This is a genomic window from Ensifer sp. NM-2, assembly GCF_003024455.1.
GTDB lineage: Bacteria > Pseudomonadota > Alphaproteobacteria > Rhizobiales > Rhizobiaceae > Ensifer > Ensifer canadensis.
The window spans coordinates 245,871-263,194 of sequence record NZ_PVZR01000006.1 but is presented as its reverse complement, the minus strand read 5'-3'; the positions used below and the strand labels follow the sequence as shown (position 1 = coordinate 263,194).

The window sequence follows — 17,324 nt, the reverse complement described above, 5'->3', positions numbered from 1 at the left end:
AGAATGACCGCCATAGGCTCGGCAAATTCCCGAGCGATCAGCTCCGGCGCGCAGCGACGAAAGCCGCGTGATGCCTGGCCAGAAGCTCGATCGCTTCATCGACAAACGCCGGGCTGACATTGGCCGAAAACTCGATCCGTGCACTCTTTCCGTCTCGTCTCAGCTTGGCAAAGGCCTGGCCGTTCTCGTCGGTGAGAACCTCGGGTTTGGCCGGATCCTGCCTTTCGGTACGCGACAGACGCGCAAAGACGAACTGGAAGCGCTGGTCGCTGTCAGCCTCGAGGAAACGCCTCAGACCAATCTCTTCCTGCGCCTTCTGCAGCGCCTGCTCGCCCTCAAGCAGGCCGCCGATCGCCATCCAGCGTTCGCGACCGACCTTGGGCGCCGGACCGATTGCCCGTGCGATTGCCATTGGAACGCTTTCGGCGACCTGGATCAGCCGCGACAACTCGCTCTTCTGGACGGCGAGCGCATCGCCGATCACCTTTCGATCAAAGCCGCGCTCGGCCAGGGCCGAGGCAAACAGCGCCCGCTCGATAAAAGACAGGTTGCGGCGTTCGGCGTTTTCCTTGCCCTGCGCCAATACAAGTTCGTCGTCGGTCAGGGACCGGACGATGGCCTTGACCTTGATGCCGAGGCTGCGGACGGCGTTCAGCCGGCGGTGGCCATAGGCAGTTTGATAGCGGCCCTGCTTTTCCGGGTGCGGGCGCACGAGGATCGGCGACTGCTGGCCGTTTTCGCGGATGCTGTCGCCAAGCGCCAGGAAGTCCGGATCGTCGAGCTCACCATCGGTCAGGCGGTCGCCGACGAACGAGGCGTCGACCAGATCCGGATCAAGTTCGACAACGCGCTCGCCCTGATGCAGCGCCTCGCGCAGCGATCGCGCCTCTTCTGCCTCGCGGGTGATGCTGCCAAGCGAAAGGCCCATGGCCTTGATGGCGCCCGAGGCCGCACGCGGCGTATCGGCAGCAGGTGCGGCAGGCGTCAGCGTCGTTATTTCAGCGGAGCTCGTCGCATTGTGTTCGGCGCCAGGCGCAGGCGCTACGTTTCCGGAAAAGAGTGCGCGCAGTTCGTTCTTGCGGTTGCCAGCCATGTATTTTAGCGCCCCCAGGCCGCATGAATGAGAGCTTCGATCTCGCCGTTGACGGAATTCAAGGATTCGATCGCGCGGTCGTAGGTCGCGCGGGTGAAATTCTCGCGACCCACTTCGTAGAGCGTCTGCTTCGTCAGACCGGCATCGGAAACGGCGGTCGACTTGACCATCGCAGAGGTCAGGACACGGTCTCCGAACAGCGAGCGCATGAAACCGACGATCTGCGCCTGCGGCCCGTCGTTCGGCTCGAAGCGGGTGACGAGATAGCGCAGGAAGTCGAAGTTGAGTTCGCCGCCCGCCTCGCGCACGACGCTCAGGAGGTCCGAGGTCATGTAGAGAAACTGGTTCATCGACGCGACGTCGAGCATCTGCGGATGCACGGTGACGAGAACCGACGTCGAGGCGCAAAGCGCCGACAGCGTGAGATAACCGAGCTGCGGCGGGCAGTCGATGACGACGACATCGTAATCGTCGGCAACGCTTGCCAGTGCCGACTGCACCCGTGCGAAGAACAGCGGGCCGGCATCGGAGCCGCTGTGGCGGGCGCTGAGTGCCTGCGGCGTCGTATGCTCGAATTCCTGCAGTTCCAGATTGCCGGGCACCAGGTCGAGCCCGTCAAAATATGTCGGACGGATGATGTCTTTCAGCGGCCGCGCTTCGGCGTCGTAGCGGATGGCGCCGTAGAGCGTGTCGTTGCCGGTGAGGTCCAGCTCTGGCTGGTAGCCGAAGAGCGCCGAAAGCGACGCCTGCGGGTCAAGGTCGACGGCGAGAACCCGGTGGCCGGTCATGGCGAGATATTGCGCGATATGGACCGACGATGTGGTCTTGCCGGAACCGCCCTTGAAGTTGGTGACGGAAATGACCTGCAGGTGCTCGCCGCGCTCGCGGTCGCGCCACTTCAGGTAGCTGCGCGCCTTGGCGGCATTGCCCTTGGCAAGTGCCTGCTCGGCAAGGTGGCGGCGAAGCGCGTTGATGTCGGACAGCGAATAGGAGCGGCGACCGCCGGTGCCAGTATCGGGTTGAGGCCCCTCGCCCGCAAGCGACAGCTGGCGCAGGTAACCGTCGGAAACGCCGATCAGCTTGGCCGCCTCGCCTGAGGTGAAGCTGCGAAGCGTCTTCATCGCCGTTGGCGGAAACAGCCGCTCGCGCATCGCCTTCAGCTGTTCGGAAAGGGCGCGCGCATCGGCCGCGATCGCTTCGTCGGCTGGCTGGCGGGCGTGGGAAGGGTCCGTCCCGGATCGCGTCTGTGTTACCGTCATGTCCATTCCCGCCATGCTCCTTGCGCGCTTTCCCGCACCATTGACACCGGGATGCACTAACAGAGATTTAATTCAGATACGCCTAAACGGCACATATTCACAAAATTCCGTAACAGAGATGCCGCAGACAATGATTCGCGTCAAGGCATCGAGCCGAATTCGAACATCCCGGCCGGCAAGATCCTGCACGCTTGCGAGACGGAAGAGACAAAAAGGCCGCCGGCCCAAGGGCGGCGGCTCGTCGTGACGTCGCGTGAACGCGATTGCCGTCGAAGGATCAGAGCTTGGGACCGATATGATCGGGGATCGGGCACTGGTAGGGCTTGCCTTCGGTCTTTTCCCGCCACTCGGCCTTTGCCTGCGCCAGCAGTTCCGGATCGAGGATGAGATCGAGACCGGTCGTCGCCAACGACTTGGCCGCGTGGGCGAAAGCCTTGTGTGCCGCGGGGCTCTTGCCTTGCGCTACCACCTGCCAGGTGTGCGGCGCGGTGCCTATCGCCCAGGCGGGCGCCCAGCATTGCGCCGTCGGCGTCACCCAGCTGACATCGCCGACATCGGTCGAGCCGGCGCGGAAATGCGATTGGCCCTCGAAATCGCGAAGGCCGAGGTGGAGACCACTCGATCCGTCCATGCGGCTGTTGGAGAAGACGTCGCCCTTGATCTGGTAAAGCCGGATGCTGCTGGCGATCGCCTCCGGCGTCATCGTCTTCTGGATCTCACGGGCAAATTCGAGGTCTGCCTCGTCGAAGGGAACCGGTCCGAGCGCGACCATGTTCTGGTGGATCGCCGTCTCGAGCGTGATGTTCGGCAAAAGATTGGTGGCGGCGCGATCGAAGACGATCTCGACCTCCGTCTCGGTCATCATCGCAGCGCCCCTGGCGACCTTGTCGATGCGGGCAGCCAGCGCAAGCGCCTCAGGCATTTGCGGTGCACGCACAAGGTAGAGCGCTTCGGCGCGGGCCTGGACGACGTTGGCCGCCTTGCCGCCGGCGTCGGTGATCGCATAGTGCACGCGGCAATCCTGCGGCATGTGCTCGCGCAGGAAGTTGACACCTATATTCATCAGCTCCAGCGCATCGAGGGCGCTCCGTCCAAGATGGGCGCCGTTCGAGGCATGGGCGGCGACCCCCTTGAAACGATAGTAGATTTCGAGGACGGCGAGATTGTTGGTCGAGCGCACGCCATTGAAGGGTGCTGGGTGCCAGGTGAGTGCGGTATCGACATCGGCAAAGGCGCAGGCGCGCGCCATGAAAGTCTTGCCCGAGCCGCCCTCTTCGCCGGGGCAACCATAGTAACGAACGGTGCCTGGCAGATCGTTCTCGCGGAGATAACGGGCAAGGGCGACTGCAGCCAGCAGCGAGCCGGTGCCGAGCAGATTATGCCCGCAGCCGTGTCCGGTGCCGCCGTCTTCAAGCGCCTTTGCCTCGACGACGCCGGCGATCTGGCTCAAGCCCGCAAGCGCGTCGAATTCACCGAGAAGGGCAATGACCGGGCCACCCGCGCCGGCTTCACCGGTAAAGGCGGTTTCGATATCGGCCGTTCCCCGCGTGATGCGAAACCCGTGCTTTTCCAGCATCGCTATTTGCGTCGCCGCCGACTGGTGCTCGCGAAAGCTCAGTTCGGCATAGTCCCAGATCGCGTCGCTCATCGCTGCGAATTCAGGCTTCAACTCTTCGACTATATCTGCAAGAGCGGCGACGACGGATGGCTGGGGCATGGGTATTCCTCTTGCGGGCGACATGTGGGCCGGCCGCATTGGCATTTCTGTCTTCAGATGGAAGGTGGCGGCACGGATGCCGCCACCGGATACGATACGCGGTCGGGCCGCGACTTAGTCGTCGAGCGTGACTTCCCAGAGCCGGGTGTTCGACTGCCAGACGGGCTCGCCGTGCAGCTTCTTCGTCGCACCCCAGATGTCGACCATGTCGTACATGAAGATGCCGGGAACTTCCTCAAGCATCAGCTTGTGGAATTCGTCGAAGATCGCCTGACGCTTTGCCTGGTCGGCCTCGACATAGGCGGACTTCATCAACTCGATCGCTTTGGGATTATCCCACATCAGCGAGGCGTTCTTGTCCTTGTTGCCGACGTAGAAGCTGTACATCAGTGCCGGATCGAGGCGCGGTGCCACCGACTGCGAGATCACCTGGTAGTTGCCCGAGCGGCGGCGATCGACCTGGGTCGCATAGTCGAGCACTTCGATCTGCACATTGAGACCGACCTGTTGCATCATCGCCTGGGCGACGACGGCGGCCGGGAAGCTCGGCACATTGCCGCGCTTGTTGGCGATGATGGTGATCGGCTCGCCGTTGTAGCCGGCGTCCGCCAGGTCCTTCTTGGCCTTTTCCAGGTCCATCGGAAACTTCGTCTTCTGCGCGTCCGAATAGAAGATCGAGTCTGCCGACACCATCGAGGCATTGGTTTCGCCCGTACCGTTCGAGACCGCAGCAACCAGTTGGTCGAGATCGAGCGCTTCGGCCATGGCGCGACGCACGGCAACGTTGCTCAGAACCTTGTCGCGGGTCTGGAAGTAAAGCAGGTTCTTGCCGTTGTTGCGCTTGACGATCAGCTGCATCGTCTCGCTGTCCTTGAACTCCGAAATCAGGTCGGCGGAGACTTCGGCCGTATCCAGTGCGCCCGACAGCAGACCGGTTTTCACCGTCGATGCATCGGGGATGACCATGAACTTGATGCCGTCGACTAGCGGCCGTTTGGAGCCGACCATACCATCCGGCTTGCCGTCATTGGCAGGCGAGACGTAGGCTTCGTTCTTTTCGAGACGGACATACTCGCCCTTCTTCCACTCGGCCCACTTGAACGGCCCGGTACCGATGGGAGCAACGAAGGCGCCGTCGGCGCCGACAGACTCCTTGGCGATGATGCCGGTATAGCCGCATTCTGGACGCGCCATCAGGCCGAGAAAGACCGCCGAAGGCTTTTCGATCGTCATCGTTACCGTGGTCGGATCGACAGCCGTGACGGCCGACACCTTGATCGTTTTGCTGCCGTCGAAATCGCCGGCGCAGGTCCACTTGGTGTCCGCGGCCATGTAGCGGTTCCAGTTCCACACGACGTCGTCGGCCGTGACCGCGTTGCCATTGTGGAATTTCACGTCGTCGCGCAGCTTGAACGTATAGGTCAAGCCATCGGGAGACACTTCGAAGCTCTTGGCGACGAGCGGCTTTACCTCGCCGTTCTCGGCGTACCCGACGAGACCTTCGACGATGTGAAAGATTACGGAATCGGTGTTGCCGTCGCGGTTGACGCCCGGGACGTTGCTGCGGATATCGGAGCTCTGCGCGACCACAAGGTCACGCGCTTCGGCAAAGCCGACGGCGCTCATCAGGATGGTGCCGGCAAGGAAGATTTTTTTCATGGTTCCACTCTTCTCCAGTTGTTTCTTGTTGGTTTGTTGCGGTTGATTTCGGCTCAAAACGCGTCCCAGCAGGCCTGCGACAGCTGGCCGATGGTTTCGAGCGCAATTGTGTAGCCAGGCGTGCCATCGGCCATCACTTGCGGCACGGCGTCGGTGAAGACGGCGATGCCGTAGAGCGGCCGACTGTTGCGATAGACGAGACCTGCGTCCATGCGACCGCGCTTACCGCGCCCGGATTTGCTGGCGACGACGGTCTCGAAAGGCAGGCGCGAGCGGATGCCGTAGCGCAGCACCTGGTTCTTCAGCGTCTGCAGCGCAAAGCGGCAGAGCTCGACCGATGTGCCGAGACGCGCAGCCGCGGCCCCATCGTCCTGTGCCGCCAGGATCAGTTCGAGCAGCAATATCTGGTCACCAGCCGTCGTCGTCGTCACCTCGCCGAGCGAATGGTCCGGCTTCAGGCCAAGCGGCGGGATCAGAAAACGGTGGTGAGTGCCGGCCATGCCGATCGCCTTGCAGTAGCTGTCGACCTCTTCCAGCGTCAGCCGCTCCAGCACCATCTTGGTGCAGACATTGTCGCTCAAGACCATCATCCCGACGATGGCGTCGCGCAGCGGGATGACGATGCCAGGCGTCATGTAGCGGAACATGCCGCTCGCAACCTCATGCTTCAGCCTCTCCTCGTAGGTGATGGGCGTGTCGAGATCGAGCCGGCCCTCGTGCGCTGCCTTCAGCGCCGCCATCATGATCGACGTCTTGCGGGTGCTGGCCGAAGGCGTCTCCTCGTTTTCGCCCCGTCCGATCGTCTCGCCGGTCTGAAGGTTGCGAACGAGGAAGCGGGTGATGAATGGCTGGGCGTCGGCGATGGCATTAAGCCGTTCGGCTGTCGTGGCGGTTTTGATCGCTACGGTCATGTCAGGCCTCCAGGCGCCATTTGAGGGTGACGCCACCCGTGTGATTGAGATCGAGCGCGGGGATCGCCGAAAGCAGTTTGCGCGTATAGGCTTCCTGTGGCTGGTCGAAGATCCGGTCGCGATCGCCCTGCTCGACGATGCGGCCGTCCTGCATGACGATCACCCGGTCGGCGACCTGCTCGACGACGCCGAGGTCATGGCTGATGAACAGGCAGGAAAACCCGTAGCGCTTCTGCAGATCGGAGAAGAGTTCGAGCACCTGCGCACGCACCGTCACGTCGAGCGCCGAGACCGGTTCGTCGGCGATGAGGAACTTCGGCCGCCGGGCAATCGCCCGGGCAATGGCGACGCGCTGGCGCTGACCACCGGAAAGCTCATGCGGATAGCGGCTGGCGAAATCGCCGCTAAGACCAACTTCTTCGAGCGTTTCGAGCGCGCGCTTGCGCTTGGCCGCACCGTCGAGATCGGGCACCAGCCGGAGCGCTTCTTCGACCAGCGCCTGGATGGTCATGCGCGGGTCGAGCGAAGAGTAGGGATCCTGGAAGACCATCTGGCAGTTCAGCCGATAATCACGCCAGTCAGCGCTGCGCTCGCGCCCCTGGAAGAGGATCTCGCCTTCGGTCTGCTGGACGAGACCGGCGATCGTGCGGCCAAGCGTCGTCTTGCCCGAGCCGGAGCCGCCGACAAGGGCGACGACTTCGCCGACATGGATGTCGACGCTGACGCCGTGAAGCGCGCGCTTCGGCGCCTGCTTGCGGAAGAGCCCTTTGCGGCCGGGATATTCCACCACGATGTTGCGGGCCGACACCATCGGCGTGCGGGACATGTCGAGCTCGCGCGGTGCCGCCCGAAACGGCAGCGAAGACAGGAGCTTGCGGGTATAGGGATGCTCCGGTGCGCTCAGAATGTCCTCGGTCGTGCCCTGTTCGACGATCACGCCTTTTTCCATGACGACGAAGCGATTGGTGTAGCGCGCCACCATCGGCAGGTCGTGGCTGATCAGGAGAACGGCCGTGCCTTCCGCCTTGGTCAGTTCGACCATCAGCTCCATGACGTCACGTTGCACCACGGCGTCGAGCGCGGTCGTCGGCTCGTCGGCAATCAGCAGGGCCGGCTTCAGCAGCATCACCGAGGCAAGCATGATGCGCTGGCGCATGCCGCCGGAAAACTCGTGCGGATAGGCGGCAAGCGCCCGCTCCGGCTCGCGCAGACCGACGCGCTTCAGCATGTCGAGTATCGCAGCCCGACGCTCGTCGGCACTCTTCTTCGTATGCAGGATCAGGCCTTCTTCAAGCTGCCTGCCGATGGTCATCGACGGGTTGAGCGAGGTCATCGGCTCCTGGAACACGACGCCGATCTCGCCGCCGCGCAACTGCCGGAGGTCGCGATCTTTCATCGACAGGACATCCCGTCCGCGGTAACTGATCGTGCCGCCGGCATGGCGCACGGCAGGCGGGATCAACCCGATGATGGCGCGGGTCGCGAGTGTCTTGCCGGAACCGGATTCGCCGACGATGCCGACGATTTCGCCAGGGCCGACGTCGAAGCTGACATCCTTGACCACCTGGTTGCCATTATGGGTAACGGCCAGCGACAGGTCGCGAACGCTGAGTAGGGAACTGCCGATCATTTCAGGCCTCGCATGCGGGGGTCGAGCTTGTCGCGGAGCGCGTCGCCGAGAAGGTTGATGCCGAGTAGCGTCAGCGCGATGCAAAGGCCGGGGAAGAAACCGAGCCAGACGGCCTGTTCGATGAACGGGCGGCCCGCAGCCAGCATGTTGCCCCAGGTCGGCGCCGGTGGCGGCACGCCAAGGCCGAGAAACGACAACGCGCTTTCCGACAGGATTGCCCAGCCGAACATCGAGGTCGCCAGCACGGTAATCGGTGCCAGGCAGTTCGGCAGGATGTGGCGCAGCATGGTGTAGATTTCGCCATTGCCCATGACACGCGAGGCTTCGATGAATTCGCGTTCGCGCAGCGACAAGACGGCGCCGCGCACCACACGCGCCATCGACGGCGTGTAGGCGATGCCAAGCGCGAAAATGATGCCGTACTGGTTAGCCCCGAAGACCGCGAGCAGCCCGAGCGCCAGCAGGATGCCCGGAAAGGCGAGCAGTGCGTTGTTGACGGCCATGATGACGCCATCGACCCAGCCGCGGGCATAGCCGCTGATGAGGCCGATCAGGGTGCCGCAGACGACCGCGAAGGCGACCGTCAGACATCCGATCCAGACGCTGGCGCGGGCACCGATCATCAACCGGCTGGCAACGTCGCGTCCGAACTCGTCGGTGCCGAGCCAATGGGCGGCACCGGGGGCGGCCAGACGCGAAGTGAAGCCCAGCGCGCTGGGATCGTAGGGCGTCCAGAACACGCCGATCAGCGCGGTGATGACCAGAGCGGCGATCAGTCCGCCGCCGATGACGCCGTTGAAAGTGAGCTTTCTCATTCTGCCACCACCCGCGGATCGAAGAGAGGATAGAGGAGGTCGACCACGAGGTTGACGACGACATAGGAGAAGGCGACGAGCAGCAGGCAGCCCTGGATCACCGGGTAGTCGCGCTGGAAGATGCTATCGACCATCAGACGGCCGAGGCCGGGGATGGTAAAGACCGTCTCGATGACCGCGATACCGCCGAGCAGATTGCCGAGGATCAGGCCGATCATCGTCCAGGTTGGGCCGAACGCATTCTTGAACGCATGCTTCCAGAGGACGGCGCTTTCCGACAGTCCCTTGGCCCGTGCATGGGTGATGTAATCAAGCCGGAGAACCTCGAGCGTCGAGGCGCGCGCCATGCGGATGATCACGCCCATTTCGTGGATGACCAGCGTCATGACGGGCAGGACGAGGTAGAGAAGGCCCGCCGTCCAGTTTTCCTTGATCGGCACGTAACCGAGCACCGGCAGCCAGCCGAGCTTCAGGCCGAAGGCAAGCAGCAATAGCAGGCCGAGCCAGAAGGTCGGGATGGACAGAAGCACGGTGGCCGTGCCGACCAGCGCCAGGTCCGTCAGGCTGTTCTGCCGCCAGGCGGCGATGACGCCGGCGGGAACGGCGATCAGGCTCGCGAGGAACACGGCGATGACGACGATCTCGGCGCTCACCATGAAGCGGCTCAGCACCAGATGAAGCACCGGCTCGTCGGTGACGATCGAGCGGCCGAAGTCGCCGGACAGGATGTTGCCGGCCCAGATGACGAACTGCTCGGGAATGCTTCGGTCAAGGCCGAGCACGCTGCGCATTTCGGCAATCTGCTGCGGCTCGGCCATATCGCCGAGCATCAGCGCGGCCGGATCGCCGGGAATGAGACGGATGAGCGTGAAGACGGCAACCGAGACAATGACGATCGTCGGTATCGCCATCACGAGACGATTGAGTATGAACTTGATCATGGGTTCCCCGTACTGAGAACAGCCTGGCGCGACATCGCGATTCGGCCCTCCTGCCGGCTTTTCTTGACACGACTATGATCGAATGGAAAAAACCGCGCAATATTATGAGGAATCGTCATAGCTCTATGACGAAGGGATGACATGGGAGCTGCCAAAGGGGCCGATAACGTGCGGCATCATGCGCTGGGCGGAAGTCGCGCTTGCAGTCGGGGAGCATTGCCCTGCGATGCCGACGCAAAAAGACAGTCAGCGATGGACTTTAAATCACCAACGGATGTTGAAACCGATCTTGAGATCGGGAAACAGGTGGCCGCCGCGCTTGCCCGTGGCGCTGATGGCTGAGGCGATGCCGACCATGAGCACGCCGAAGACGATGCCGGCAAACACAAACCGAACTGTCATGGCGGCCGGTTGGCGTTCTTCTGCGTTGCCTGCAACATCATCCGCGACCGTATCCTTGCATCACTTTCGAGCACGACCAGACGAAATCACTGGTGTCATTGCCCGATGACGTGAAACGCCACGCGCATCGGCCGGCATTTACGGGAGTAATTCCCGCAAGCTGGGGTCGCTTTGGCTCGACGCTTGGCTCTTCAAAGCGCCTTCGGGAATCACGTTTAAGGTATGACGCAACGTCCGGCTCAAGCGGAGTTTTGGGCTGATATCGAGGGTCGCATCCTTTGGACGCATTGCCCGAGGGTCGGTGCCGTGACGGGCCGATGGATGTGCCGGGCACAATCTCTGCGGGACACCGACGTCAACGCCGAAGAGATCGCGTCGGCCGGCGATTAGAGCAGCTGAAGGTGATCGGCGAGCTCGCGGGCCGCGGCACCGCCTGCCCGGTTCGCACCGATGGTGGAAGCCGACGGGCCGTAACCGACGAGATGGATCCTCGGGTCTTTTGCCACCTGTGTCGCAAGCCGGCCGGTCATCAGGATGCCGCCATCGGCATTGCGCAGTTGCAGCGGCGCCAGGTGATCGAGCGCGCTTCGAAAGCCGGTACTCCAGAGAATGACGTCGACTTGCTGCTCGCGACCATCCGGCCAGCGCACGCCATGCTCGGTGATTTCGGCAAACATTGGCTGGCGCTCGAGTGCGCCGCGTGCGCGTGCGGCAAGGATCGCCGGCGTCACCGGAATACCGGTCACGGAGACGACCGAGCCCGGCGGCAGACCGCGGCGTACGCGTTCCTCGACCATGGCAACGGCAGCGCGTCCGACCTCGGGGGTAAACGGCTCTTCACGGAAGGCCGGCTCCTCGCGCGTGACCCATGTGGTCGATGTCACCTTGGATATTTCATCGAGCAGCTGGATCGCGGAGATGCCGCCGCCGACGACCAGCACGTGCTGCCCGGCAAACTGCCCGGCGGTCTGGTAGTCCTTGGTGTGCAGCTGACGCCCCCTGAAGAGATCCGATCCCGGATAGGGTGGAATGTAGGGAGACTCCCAGGTGCCGGTGGCGTTGATGATGCCGCGGGCGGCATAGACGCCGGCGTCGGTCTCGACCCTGAAACGCTCGCCCCGCTCGCAAACGACCTTGACGGCAACCGGTCGGTGCACGGGAAGGTCGAATGCCTTCTCATAGGCGCCGTAATACTGCGGGACGGCGACGGAAGCGTGGACTTCGCCCATGCTGGTATCGACGGCGTCGGCGAATTTCATGCCGGGAAGATCGTGAATGCCATTGACGGTGCTCAGCGTCAGCGACGGCCAGCGAAACTGCCAGGCGCCGCCCGGCTGTGGCGATCGGTCGACAACGACATATTGCATCTGAGGCGATAGCCCGAACCGGCTTAGATGATAAGCCGAAGACAGACCCGCCTGTCCGGCACCGATGACGACGATGTCGATCTTGCGGGCGACGCGCGCATGCGTCTCGGCCTCGCTGGCGGGGGCAAAGGCGTTCTGGATGTCCATCATCACGCAGCCAAGACCGAAGGCTGATCACTGCTCATCAGATCATCCACGGCGGCGACTTTCAGCCAATCGCCGCGGCAAAGATCGCGGCCAGTTTTTCGATGCCGGCCTGATCGTCCCGGTCGAAACGTGCCGGTTTAGGACTATCGAGGTCGATGACACCGATCACCCGGCCTTGGCGTCGGACGGGAACCACGAGTTCGGAGCGGGACGCCGCATCGCAGGCGATATGACCGGGAAAGGCGTGCACGTCTTCGACCAGGATCGACTGCCCTTCCTTTACGGCCGTGCCGCAGACGCCACGGCCGACAGGAATGCGCACGCAGGCGGGCTTGCCCTGAAATGGCCCGAGCACCATTTCGTCATCAGAATCGAGAAAGTAGAAGCCGGCCCAATTCAGGTCGGGCATCGTCTGGTACATCAGCGCCGAGGTGTTTGCGGCGTTCGCGATCATATTGGGCTCGCCATGCAGCAGCGCTTCGAGTTGCTGCGCCAACTCCCGATAGAATTCGGTCTTGTCGCCTGTGTCGATTACCGCCGCCTGGAACATGATCTCTTTCACTCTCTCATCATACGGACTGGCAATGTAGTGCCGCGCCCGACATTTGCCAATTGCAGCGCGTCCGCGCCGGCAGCGAAACGGAGCGCTGGCGGAAAACGGTTCGACAAACGCGACCCGACGCCGATGTCCGGATTCAGACCCTCACGGCTCTTGTGAAGTGGCGACCTGTCGCTTCAGGCAATCGATCATCGCCTGAGCCGCAATCGACAGCGGCACGCCGGCGGCGGTTGCGACGCCGAAATCCTGCGTCAGGTGCGGCGTAAAGCTCCTGATTTCAATCGGGAGATGCCGATGCAGGTTGGCGAAAAAACTGCTGATGATTGCAACGCCAAGATCATGGGCGGCATAGGCGCAGGCCGAGCTGTTGCTGTGCGTCTCGATCTTGACCTTTTGCGGCACGCCCGCCTTTCGAAAGATCTCGTCCAGCATGACCCGGGTCGGGCGCCGGCGACCGATCAGGATCAGCGGTATGCCCCTGAGTTCCTTCGGGGTGACGTGGTCGAGCGCCGTCAGCGGATGGCTCTTCGCCATGACGCAGACGCTGACGCCGCCCGCCACCGGCTGCATTTCGAGGCTGGCGCTCAGTTGCCCCTCGTAGCGCAGGAAGCCGAAATCGATGATGCGCTGTTCGACAAGGCGGGCAATCGCCACGGTCGTATCGAAGAAGGTTTCGACCCGCACACCGGGGAAATCCTTGGCATAATCCGCCAGCATCGCCGGGGCGAAGCTTTCGGACATGCTGTTCGGCAGGCCGATGCGCACGACTTCCGGGCCGACGGCGCCGCTGCGAAGATCCTGGGCGAGATTGGTGAAGCGATCGATCCCGAGCAGAATATGCTCGGCATCCTCGGACAGCTTCAGCGCCTCGGGCGTCGGGATCAGCCGGCCCTTGTCGCGCGCAAACAGCGTCAGCGACAGGTCCTCTTCCAGTTGCTGCAGCAGACGGCTGACACCGGACTGGCTGAGCCCCATGGTTTTCGCCGCCGCGATCGTCGAGCCGGTGGCAAGCAGGGTGCGCAGCACTTCCAATTGTCGAAAATTCATGCCGGCTCCGCATCCATCCCATTGCCATCTTCTCCGTGTTTACGAAAAGGCGGACAATCTAGGAAGCCGTATTCGACGGCAGCGTCAGGCGTGCGATTACTCCGCGTGGGCAGAACAACTGATGCGCAAGGCCAGGATGGACCGTTAGGATATGGAGATGGTGGGTGCCGAAGAGCACGCGTGCGCTCTCCGGCTTGTTCAGGCTGTCTCGTCGTCGATCAGACGTCGACGCGTAGCGATGGTTTGAAGCGCTCGGCAAAGACCTCGATCGAGCCGCTGCCATAACGACGCAACTGACGTTTGGTCAGAACGGACATGACGCGCGCCGCCGTCGAAAACGTCATTTTATCGAGCGGACCGTCGCCAATCCAGGGTTTGCTTAATCGATCGGTGACGATGCCGATCATGTTTGCAGGCATGATATCCGTGCAAGGTTTCATCCAGTCGAAGACAACCCTGATCGGCAGCAATTTGCCTTCAAACGAAACCACGGGTTCAGGCATCCCCTCGCCCCAATCATCATAGGCCTCAAGGGCATCTCGAAAGAGATTTTGCAGGATGATGGAGGCATGCCCTTCATGAAGAGCGGGCAGCAAATTCGTCATTTGTGTCTCCTTCAGTGGTTAAGGCCGGGAAACGCGAATGGCCAATACTGTCAGCATGTATTTGTCATCGTGCCGTGTGGCCGGTACTTTGACGACCACACAATCGGTAGACTGCAGGCCATGGCGAAATGCAGAAGCGCGACAATGGTTCCAAGCGACCGGCAACTTTTTTTGAAATTTTTTGAGGACGGCGGTTTTGGAACTGCACCCGCCACGCCCGGTCGACAGCCAATTCGTGCTCCATATCGCTGTATCGGCTTGAAAGGGCCGACCATTCGTCAGAACATCAGGAACGAAAAACTAATATCCATATATTCCATAGAATATACGATCTTACCTGAAGACGCCAGATAATTCACAGATATGCGCCACTATCGAAATGGAGCGATCATATGGGAACGATCTCGCAGCTTTCCGAGAAGACGAAGCTCCCGGCACACCGGATCGGAAGCGAGGAGGAGGCGCTGGAAATTGCGCGCGAACTCGCGGGCGATTTTGCCAATCGATCAAACGAGCGGGATACCGACCGGATCCTGCCATTCGATGAGCTCGACACCCTTGCCCAATCCGGTCTCCTCGCAATCACCGTGCCCTCCGACTATGACGGCATCGACGTTTCCAACGCGGTGCTGGCGGAAATCACCGCCATCCTGTCCGAAGCCGACAGTTCGATCGGCCAGATCCCCCAGAACCATTTCTATATTCTCGAAGCGCTGCGCACCGACGGCACGGAGGAACAGAAGAAATTCTTCTTCGCACGCGCGCTCGCTGGCGACCGCTTCGGCAATGCGCTTTCCGAAAAGGACACAAAAACCGTCGGCGACTACGCAACGCGCCTGACGCCTGATGGTCTTGGCTACCGCCTCAACGGCCGCAAGTTTTATTCGACCGGCGTGCTCTTTGCCGAATGGATTGTCGTGTTCGCGCTCGATCCGGACGAAAAACTCACCATGTCTTTCTTGCCGCGCGGTGCCGATGGCCTGCAGGTCATCGACGACTGGGACGGCTTCGGGCAGCGCACCACCGGCAGCGGCACGACGGTGCTGCAGAATGTATACGTCACGGCCGACGCGGTGGTGCGCCATCATCGCGGCTTCGAACGTCCGACGACGATCGGCTCGGTCGGCCAGATCATCCACGCCGGCATCGATCTCGGCATCGCGCGCGCCGCCTTCGCCGAGACGCTCGACTTCGTGCGCAACCGGGCACGGCCCTGGATGGATAGCGGCGTCGAACGGGCAGCGGACGATCCACTGACAATCGCCCGCATCGGACAACTCGCGATCCGCCTTGAGGCGGCGACCGCCATCGTCGAGCGTGCCGGCAAGAAGGTCGACATCGCCCAGATCAACGGCACCGAGGAAAGCGTCATCGAGGCGACGCTGGCGGTCGCCGCCGCCAAGGTACTGACAACAGAAATCGCGCTCGAAGCCACCAACACGCTCTTCGAACTCGCCGGCACGTCGTCCACCCGCATCGGCCTCAACCTCGACCGCCACTGGCGCAACGCCCGCACCCACACGCTGCATGATCCGGTGCGCTGGAAGTATCACGTCGTCGGCAACTACCACCTGAACGGCGTCGCGCCACCGAAGAACGGCGCGCTCTGACCCTGCCCTGACGCCGCCTTACCCTGGAAAATCGGCACCGATCTGCCGGGGACGTATGCAGCTTTCTACGAGGAGACGGATATGAGCCGCGAAATCCGGCTGAATGCCTTCGACATGAACTGTGTCGGCCATCAATCGCCAGGGCTTTGGACGCATCCGCGCGACCAGTCGTCGCGTTACAAGGATCTCGACTACTGGGTGCATCTGGCAACGACGCTTGAACGCGGCAAGTTCGACGGGTTGTTCATTGCCGATGTGCTCGGCGTCTATGACGTGCTGAACGGCAATGTAGAGGCGGCGCTCCGGCATTCCGCCCAGGTTCCCGTCAACGACCCGCTGCAGCTGGTGCCGACCATGGCGCACGCGACGCAACATCTGGGTTTCGGGCTGACGGCCTCGCTTTCGTTCGAGCACCCCTACACTTTCGCGCGGCGAATCTCGACGCTCGACCATCTGACGATGGGCCGCGTCGGCTGGAACATCGTCACCTCCTATCTTAACAGCGGTGCGCTCAATATCGGCCAGGCGCAGCAGACACGGCACGATGATCGCTACGACATCGCGGAAGAATATCTCGAGGTCTGCTACAAGCTCTGGGAAGGCAGTTGGGAAGACGACGCGGTCGTGCGCGACCGGATAGGGGGCATCTTCACCGATCCGGACAAGGTGCATGCGATCAACCACCAAGGGCGGCATTTCACCGTGCCGGGCATCCATCTCAGCGAACCGTCGCCGCAACGCACACCTGTCCTCTACCAGGCAGGCGCCTCCAGCCGCGGCAAGGATTTTGCCGGCACCCATGCCGAGTGCGTCTTCGTCGCAGCCCCCTCGAAAACCGTTCTGAAGCGATACGTCGCGAATGTGCGCGAGGCGGCCGAGCGTGCGGGGCGCAATCCGCGCGACCTCCTCACATTCAATCTCCAAACCGTGATCCTCGGCGAAACCGATGCGGACGCGAAGAGGAAGTTCGATGAGTATCGCAGCCATGTTTCCTATGAAGGCGCGCTGGCGCTGATCTCCGGTTGGACCGGCATCGATTTCGGCCAGTTCGCGCCGGACGAACCGCTGCGCCACCGCTATACCAATGCGGTCCAATCTGCGGTCGAGACCTTTACGACGATCGATCCCGATAAGGTCTGGACCGTACGCGAAATGGCCGACTGGGTCGGTATCGGCGGCTTCGGCCCCGTCTTCGTCGGCTCACCGCAAACGGTCGCAGATCTGCTGCAGGAGTGGGTCGAAGACACGGATGTCGATGGCTTCAACCTTGCCTATGCCGTCACGCCCGAAACCTTCGAGGATGCGGTCGATCTGCTGGTCCCGGAGTTGCAGAAGCGCGGCGTCTACAAGACCAGCTATCGCGAAGGCACGCTCCGCGAAAAGCTGTTCGGCGCCGGCCCACGGCTCGCAGCACCCCATCCCGGCGCAGGCTATCGGGAACTCGCCGGAAACGCGCAGGCGATCGCGGCTTCCGCATAGGAGCACACTCGGCATTAATTGCTCGATGGCTGGGGGCGCTCGGATCCTCGGGCCGCGCAAGAGTATGACTATGCATACGTGGC

Annotated in this window: 15 protein-coding genes; 2 read left to right on the top strand and 13 right to left on the bottom strand. The window is 62.3% G+C overall.

What is annotated here, in order from left to right:
- Window positions 1-37: 37 nt before the first annotated feature.
- The 13 genes from repB to C6558_RS14865 all read right to left on the bottom strand — a co-directional run bounded on the left by repB (window position 38) and on the right by C6558_RS14865 (window position 14,152).
- On the bottom strand, window positions 38-1,093 hold the full coding sequence (repB, locus tag C6558_RS14920; protein ID WP_025429207.1) for a plasmid partitioning protein RepB: 1,056 nt from the start codon (window positions 1,091-1,093) through the stop codon (window positions 38-40).
- Window positions 1,094-1,098: 5 nt separating this feature from the next.
- A complete protein-coding gene (repA, locus tag C6558_RS14915; RefSeq protein WP_025429208.1) occupies window positions 1,099-2,358 on the bottom strand; it encodes a plasmid partitioning protein RepA in 1,260 nt (419 codons plus the stop codon).
- Between the two features lie 271 nt (window positions 2,359-2,629).
- Window positions 2,630-4,069 carry a M20 family metallopeptidase gene (locus C6558_RS14910; protein ID WP_025429209.1) on the bottom strand — a complete coding sequence of 480 codons (1,440 nt, stop codon included), beginning with the start codon at window positions 4,067-4,069 and terminating at the stop codon, window positions 2,630-2,632.
- Between the two features lie 114 nt (window positions 4,070-4,183).
- A complete protein-coding gene (locus C6558_RS14905; RefSeq protein WP_057209773.1) occupies window positions 4,184-5,728 on the bottom strand; it encodes an ABC transporter substrate-binding protein in 1,545 nt (514 codons plus the stop codon).
- Between the two features lie 53 nt (window positions 5,729-5,781).
- Window positions 5,782-6,639 (bottom strand): serine hydrolase, encoded by an 858-nt coding sequence (locus C6558_RS14900; RefSeq protein WP_025429211.1) that lies wholly within the window; start codon window positions 6,637-6,639, stop codon window positions 5,782-5,784.
- A 1-nt stretch (window position 6,640) separates the two neighbouring features.
- A complete protein-coding gene (locus tag C6558_RS14895; protein WP_084814532.1) occupies window positions 6,641-8,269 on the bottom strand; it encodes an ABC transporter ATP-binding protein in 1,629 nt (542 codons plus the stop codon).
- Entirely contained in the window at window positions 8,266-9,084 is an 819-nt protein-coding gene (locus C6558_RS14890; protein WP_025429213.1) for an ABC transporter permease, read from the bottom strand. Before C6558_RS14890 ends, C6558_RS14895 begins: the two co-directional genes overlap by 4 nt.
- Window positions 9,081-10,025: an ABC transporter permease gene (locus C6558_RS14885; protein WP_107027476.1), complete on the bottom strand. Its 945-nt coding sequence runs from the start codon at window positions 10,023-10,025 to the stop codon at window positions 9,081-9,083. The genes C6558_RS14890 and C6558_RS14885 overlap by 4 nt, the downstream gene beginning before the upstream one ends.
- A gap of 264 nt (window positions 10,026-10,289) precedes the next feature.
- Entirely contained in the window at window positions 10,290-10,427 is a 138-nt protein-coding gene (locus C6558_RS39930; protein ID WP_156585776.1) for a hypothetical protein, read from the bottom strand.
- Between the two features lie 386 nt (window positions 10,428-10,813).
- Window positions 10,814-11,944 carry an NAD(P)-binding domain-containing protein gene (locus tag C6558_RS14880; protein WP_082523722.1) on the bottom strand — a complete coding sequence of 377 codons (1,131 nt, stop codon included), beginning with the start codon at window positions 11,942-11,944 and terminating at the stop codon, window positions 10,814-10,816.
- Between the two features lie 58 nt (window positions 11,945-12,002).
- Entirely contained in the window at window positions 12,003-12,491 is a 489-nt protein-coding gene (locus C6558_RS14875; RefSeq protein WP_107027475.1) for a GAF domain-containing protein, read from the bottom strand.
- Window positions 12,492-12,644: 153 nt separating this feature from the next.
- On the bottom strand, window positions 12,645-13,547 hold the full coding sequence (locus C6558_RS14870; RefSeq protein ID WP_025429218.1) for a LysR family transcriptional regulator: 903 nt from the start codon (window positions 13,545-13,547) through the stop codon (window positions 12,645-12,647).
- 218 nt (window positions 13,548-13,765) lie between these two features.
- A complete protein-coding gene (locus C6558_RS14865; RefSeq protein WP_025429219.1) occupies window positions 13,766-14,152 on the bottom strand; it encodes a hypothetical protein in 387 nt (128 codons plus the stop codon).
- A 392-nt stretch (window positions 14,153-14,544) separates the two neighbouring features.
- Here C6558_RS14865 and C6558_RS14860 point away from each other — a divergent pair, with 392 nt between their 5' ends.
- Both C6558_RS14860 and C6558_RS14855 read left to right on the top strand, forming a co-directional pair.
- Entirely contained in the window at window positions 14,545-15,762 is a 1,218-nt protein-coding gene (locus C6558_RS14860; RefSeq protein ID WP_057222858.1) for an SfnB family sulfur acquisition oxidoreductase, read from the top strand.
- 81 nt (window positions 15,763-15,843) lie between these two features.
- Window positions 15,844-17,241: an LLM class flavin-dependent oxidoreductase gene (locus C6558_RS14855; protein WP_107027474.1), complete on the top strand. Its 1,398-nt coding sequence runs from the start codon at window positions 15,844-15,846 to the stop codon at window positions 17,239-17,241.
- The last annotated feature ends 83 nt before the right edge of the window (window positions 17,242-17,324 follow it).

Bases quoted from the DNA above. Each gene is read 5' to 3' on its own strand.
- C6558_RS14880 (WP_082523722.1), bottom strand. From the start codon at position 11,944: ATGATGGACATCCAGAACGCCTTTGCCCCCGCCAGCGAGGCCGAGACG.
- C6558_RS14905 (WP_057209773.1), bottom strand. From the start codon at position 5,728: ATGAAAAAAATCTTCCTTGCCGGCACCATCCTGATGAGCGCCGTCGGC.
- C6558_RS14885 (WP_107027476.1), bottom strand. From the start codon at position 10,025: ATGATCAAGTTCATACTCAATCGTCTCGTGATGGCGATACCGACGATC.
- C6558_RS14895 (WP_084814532.1), bottom strand. From the start codon at position 8,269: ATGATCGGCAGTTCCCTACTCAGCGTTCGCGACCTGTCGCTGGCCGTT.
- C6558_RS14875 (WP_107027475.1), bottom strand. From the start codon at position 12,491: ATGTTCCAGGCGGCGGTAATCGACACAGGCGACAAGACCGAATTCTAT.
- C6558_RS14890 (WP_025429213.1), bottom strand. From the start codon at position 9,084: ATGAGAAAGCTCACTTTCAACGGCGTCATCGGCGGCGGACTGATCGCC.
- C6558_RS14855 (WP_107027474.1), top strand. From the start codon at position 15,844: ATGAGCCGCGAAATCCGGCTGAATGCCTTCGACATGAACTGTGTCGGC.
- repA (WP_025429208.1), bottom strand. From the start codon at position 2,358: ATGGACATGACGGTAACACAGACGCGATCCGGGACGGACCCTTCCCAC.
- C6558_RS39930 (WP_156585776.1), bottom strand. From the start codon at position 10,427: ATGACAGTTCGGTTTGTGTTTGCCGGCATCGTCTTCGGCGTGCTCATG.
- C6558_RS14865 (WP_025429219.1), bottom strand. From the start codon at position 14,152: ATGACGAATTTGCTGCCCGCTCTTCATGAAGGGCATGCCTCCATCATC.
- C6558_RS14870 (WP_025429218.1), bottom strand. From the start codon at position 13,547: ATGAATTTTCGACAATTGGAAGTGCTGCGCACCCTGCTTGCCACCGGC.
- C6558_RS14910 (WP_025429209.1), bottom strand. From the start codon at position 4,069: ATGCCCCAGCCATCCGTCGTCGCCGCTCTTGCAGATATAGTCGAAGAG.
- C6558_RS14900 (WP_025429211.1), bottom strand. From the start codon at position 6,639: ATGACCGTAGCGATCAAAACCGCCACGACAGCCGAACGGCTTAATGCC.
- repB (WP_025429207.1), bottom strand. From the start codon at position 1,093: ATGGCTGGCAACCGCAAGAACGAACTGCGCGCACTCTTTTCCGGAAAC.
- C6558_RS14860 (WP_057222858.1), top strand. From the start codon at position 14,545: ATGGGAACGATCTCGCAGCTTTCCGAGAAGACGAAGCTCCCGGCACAC.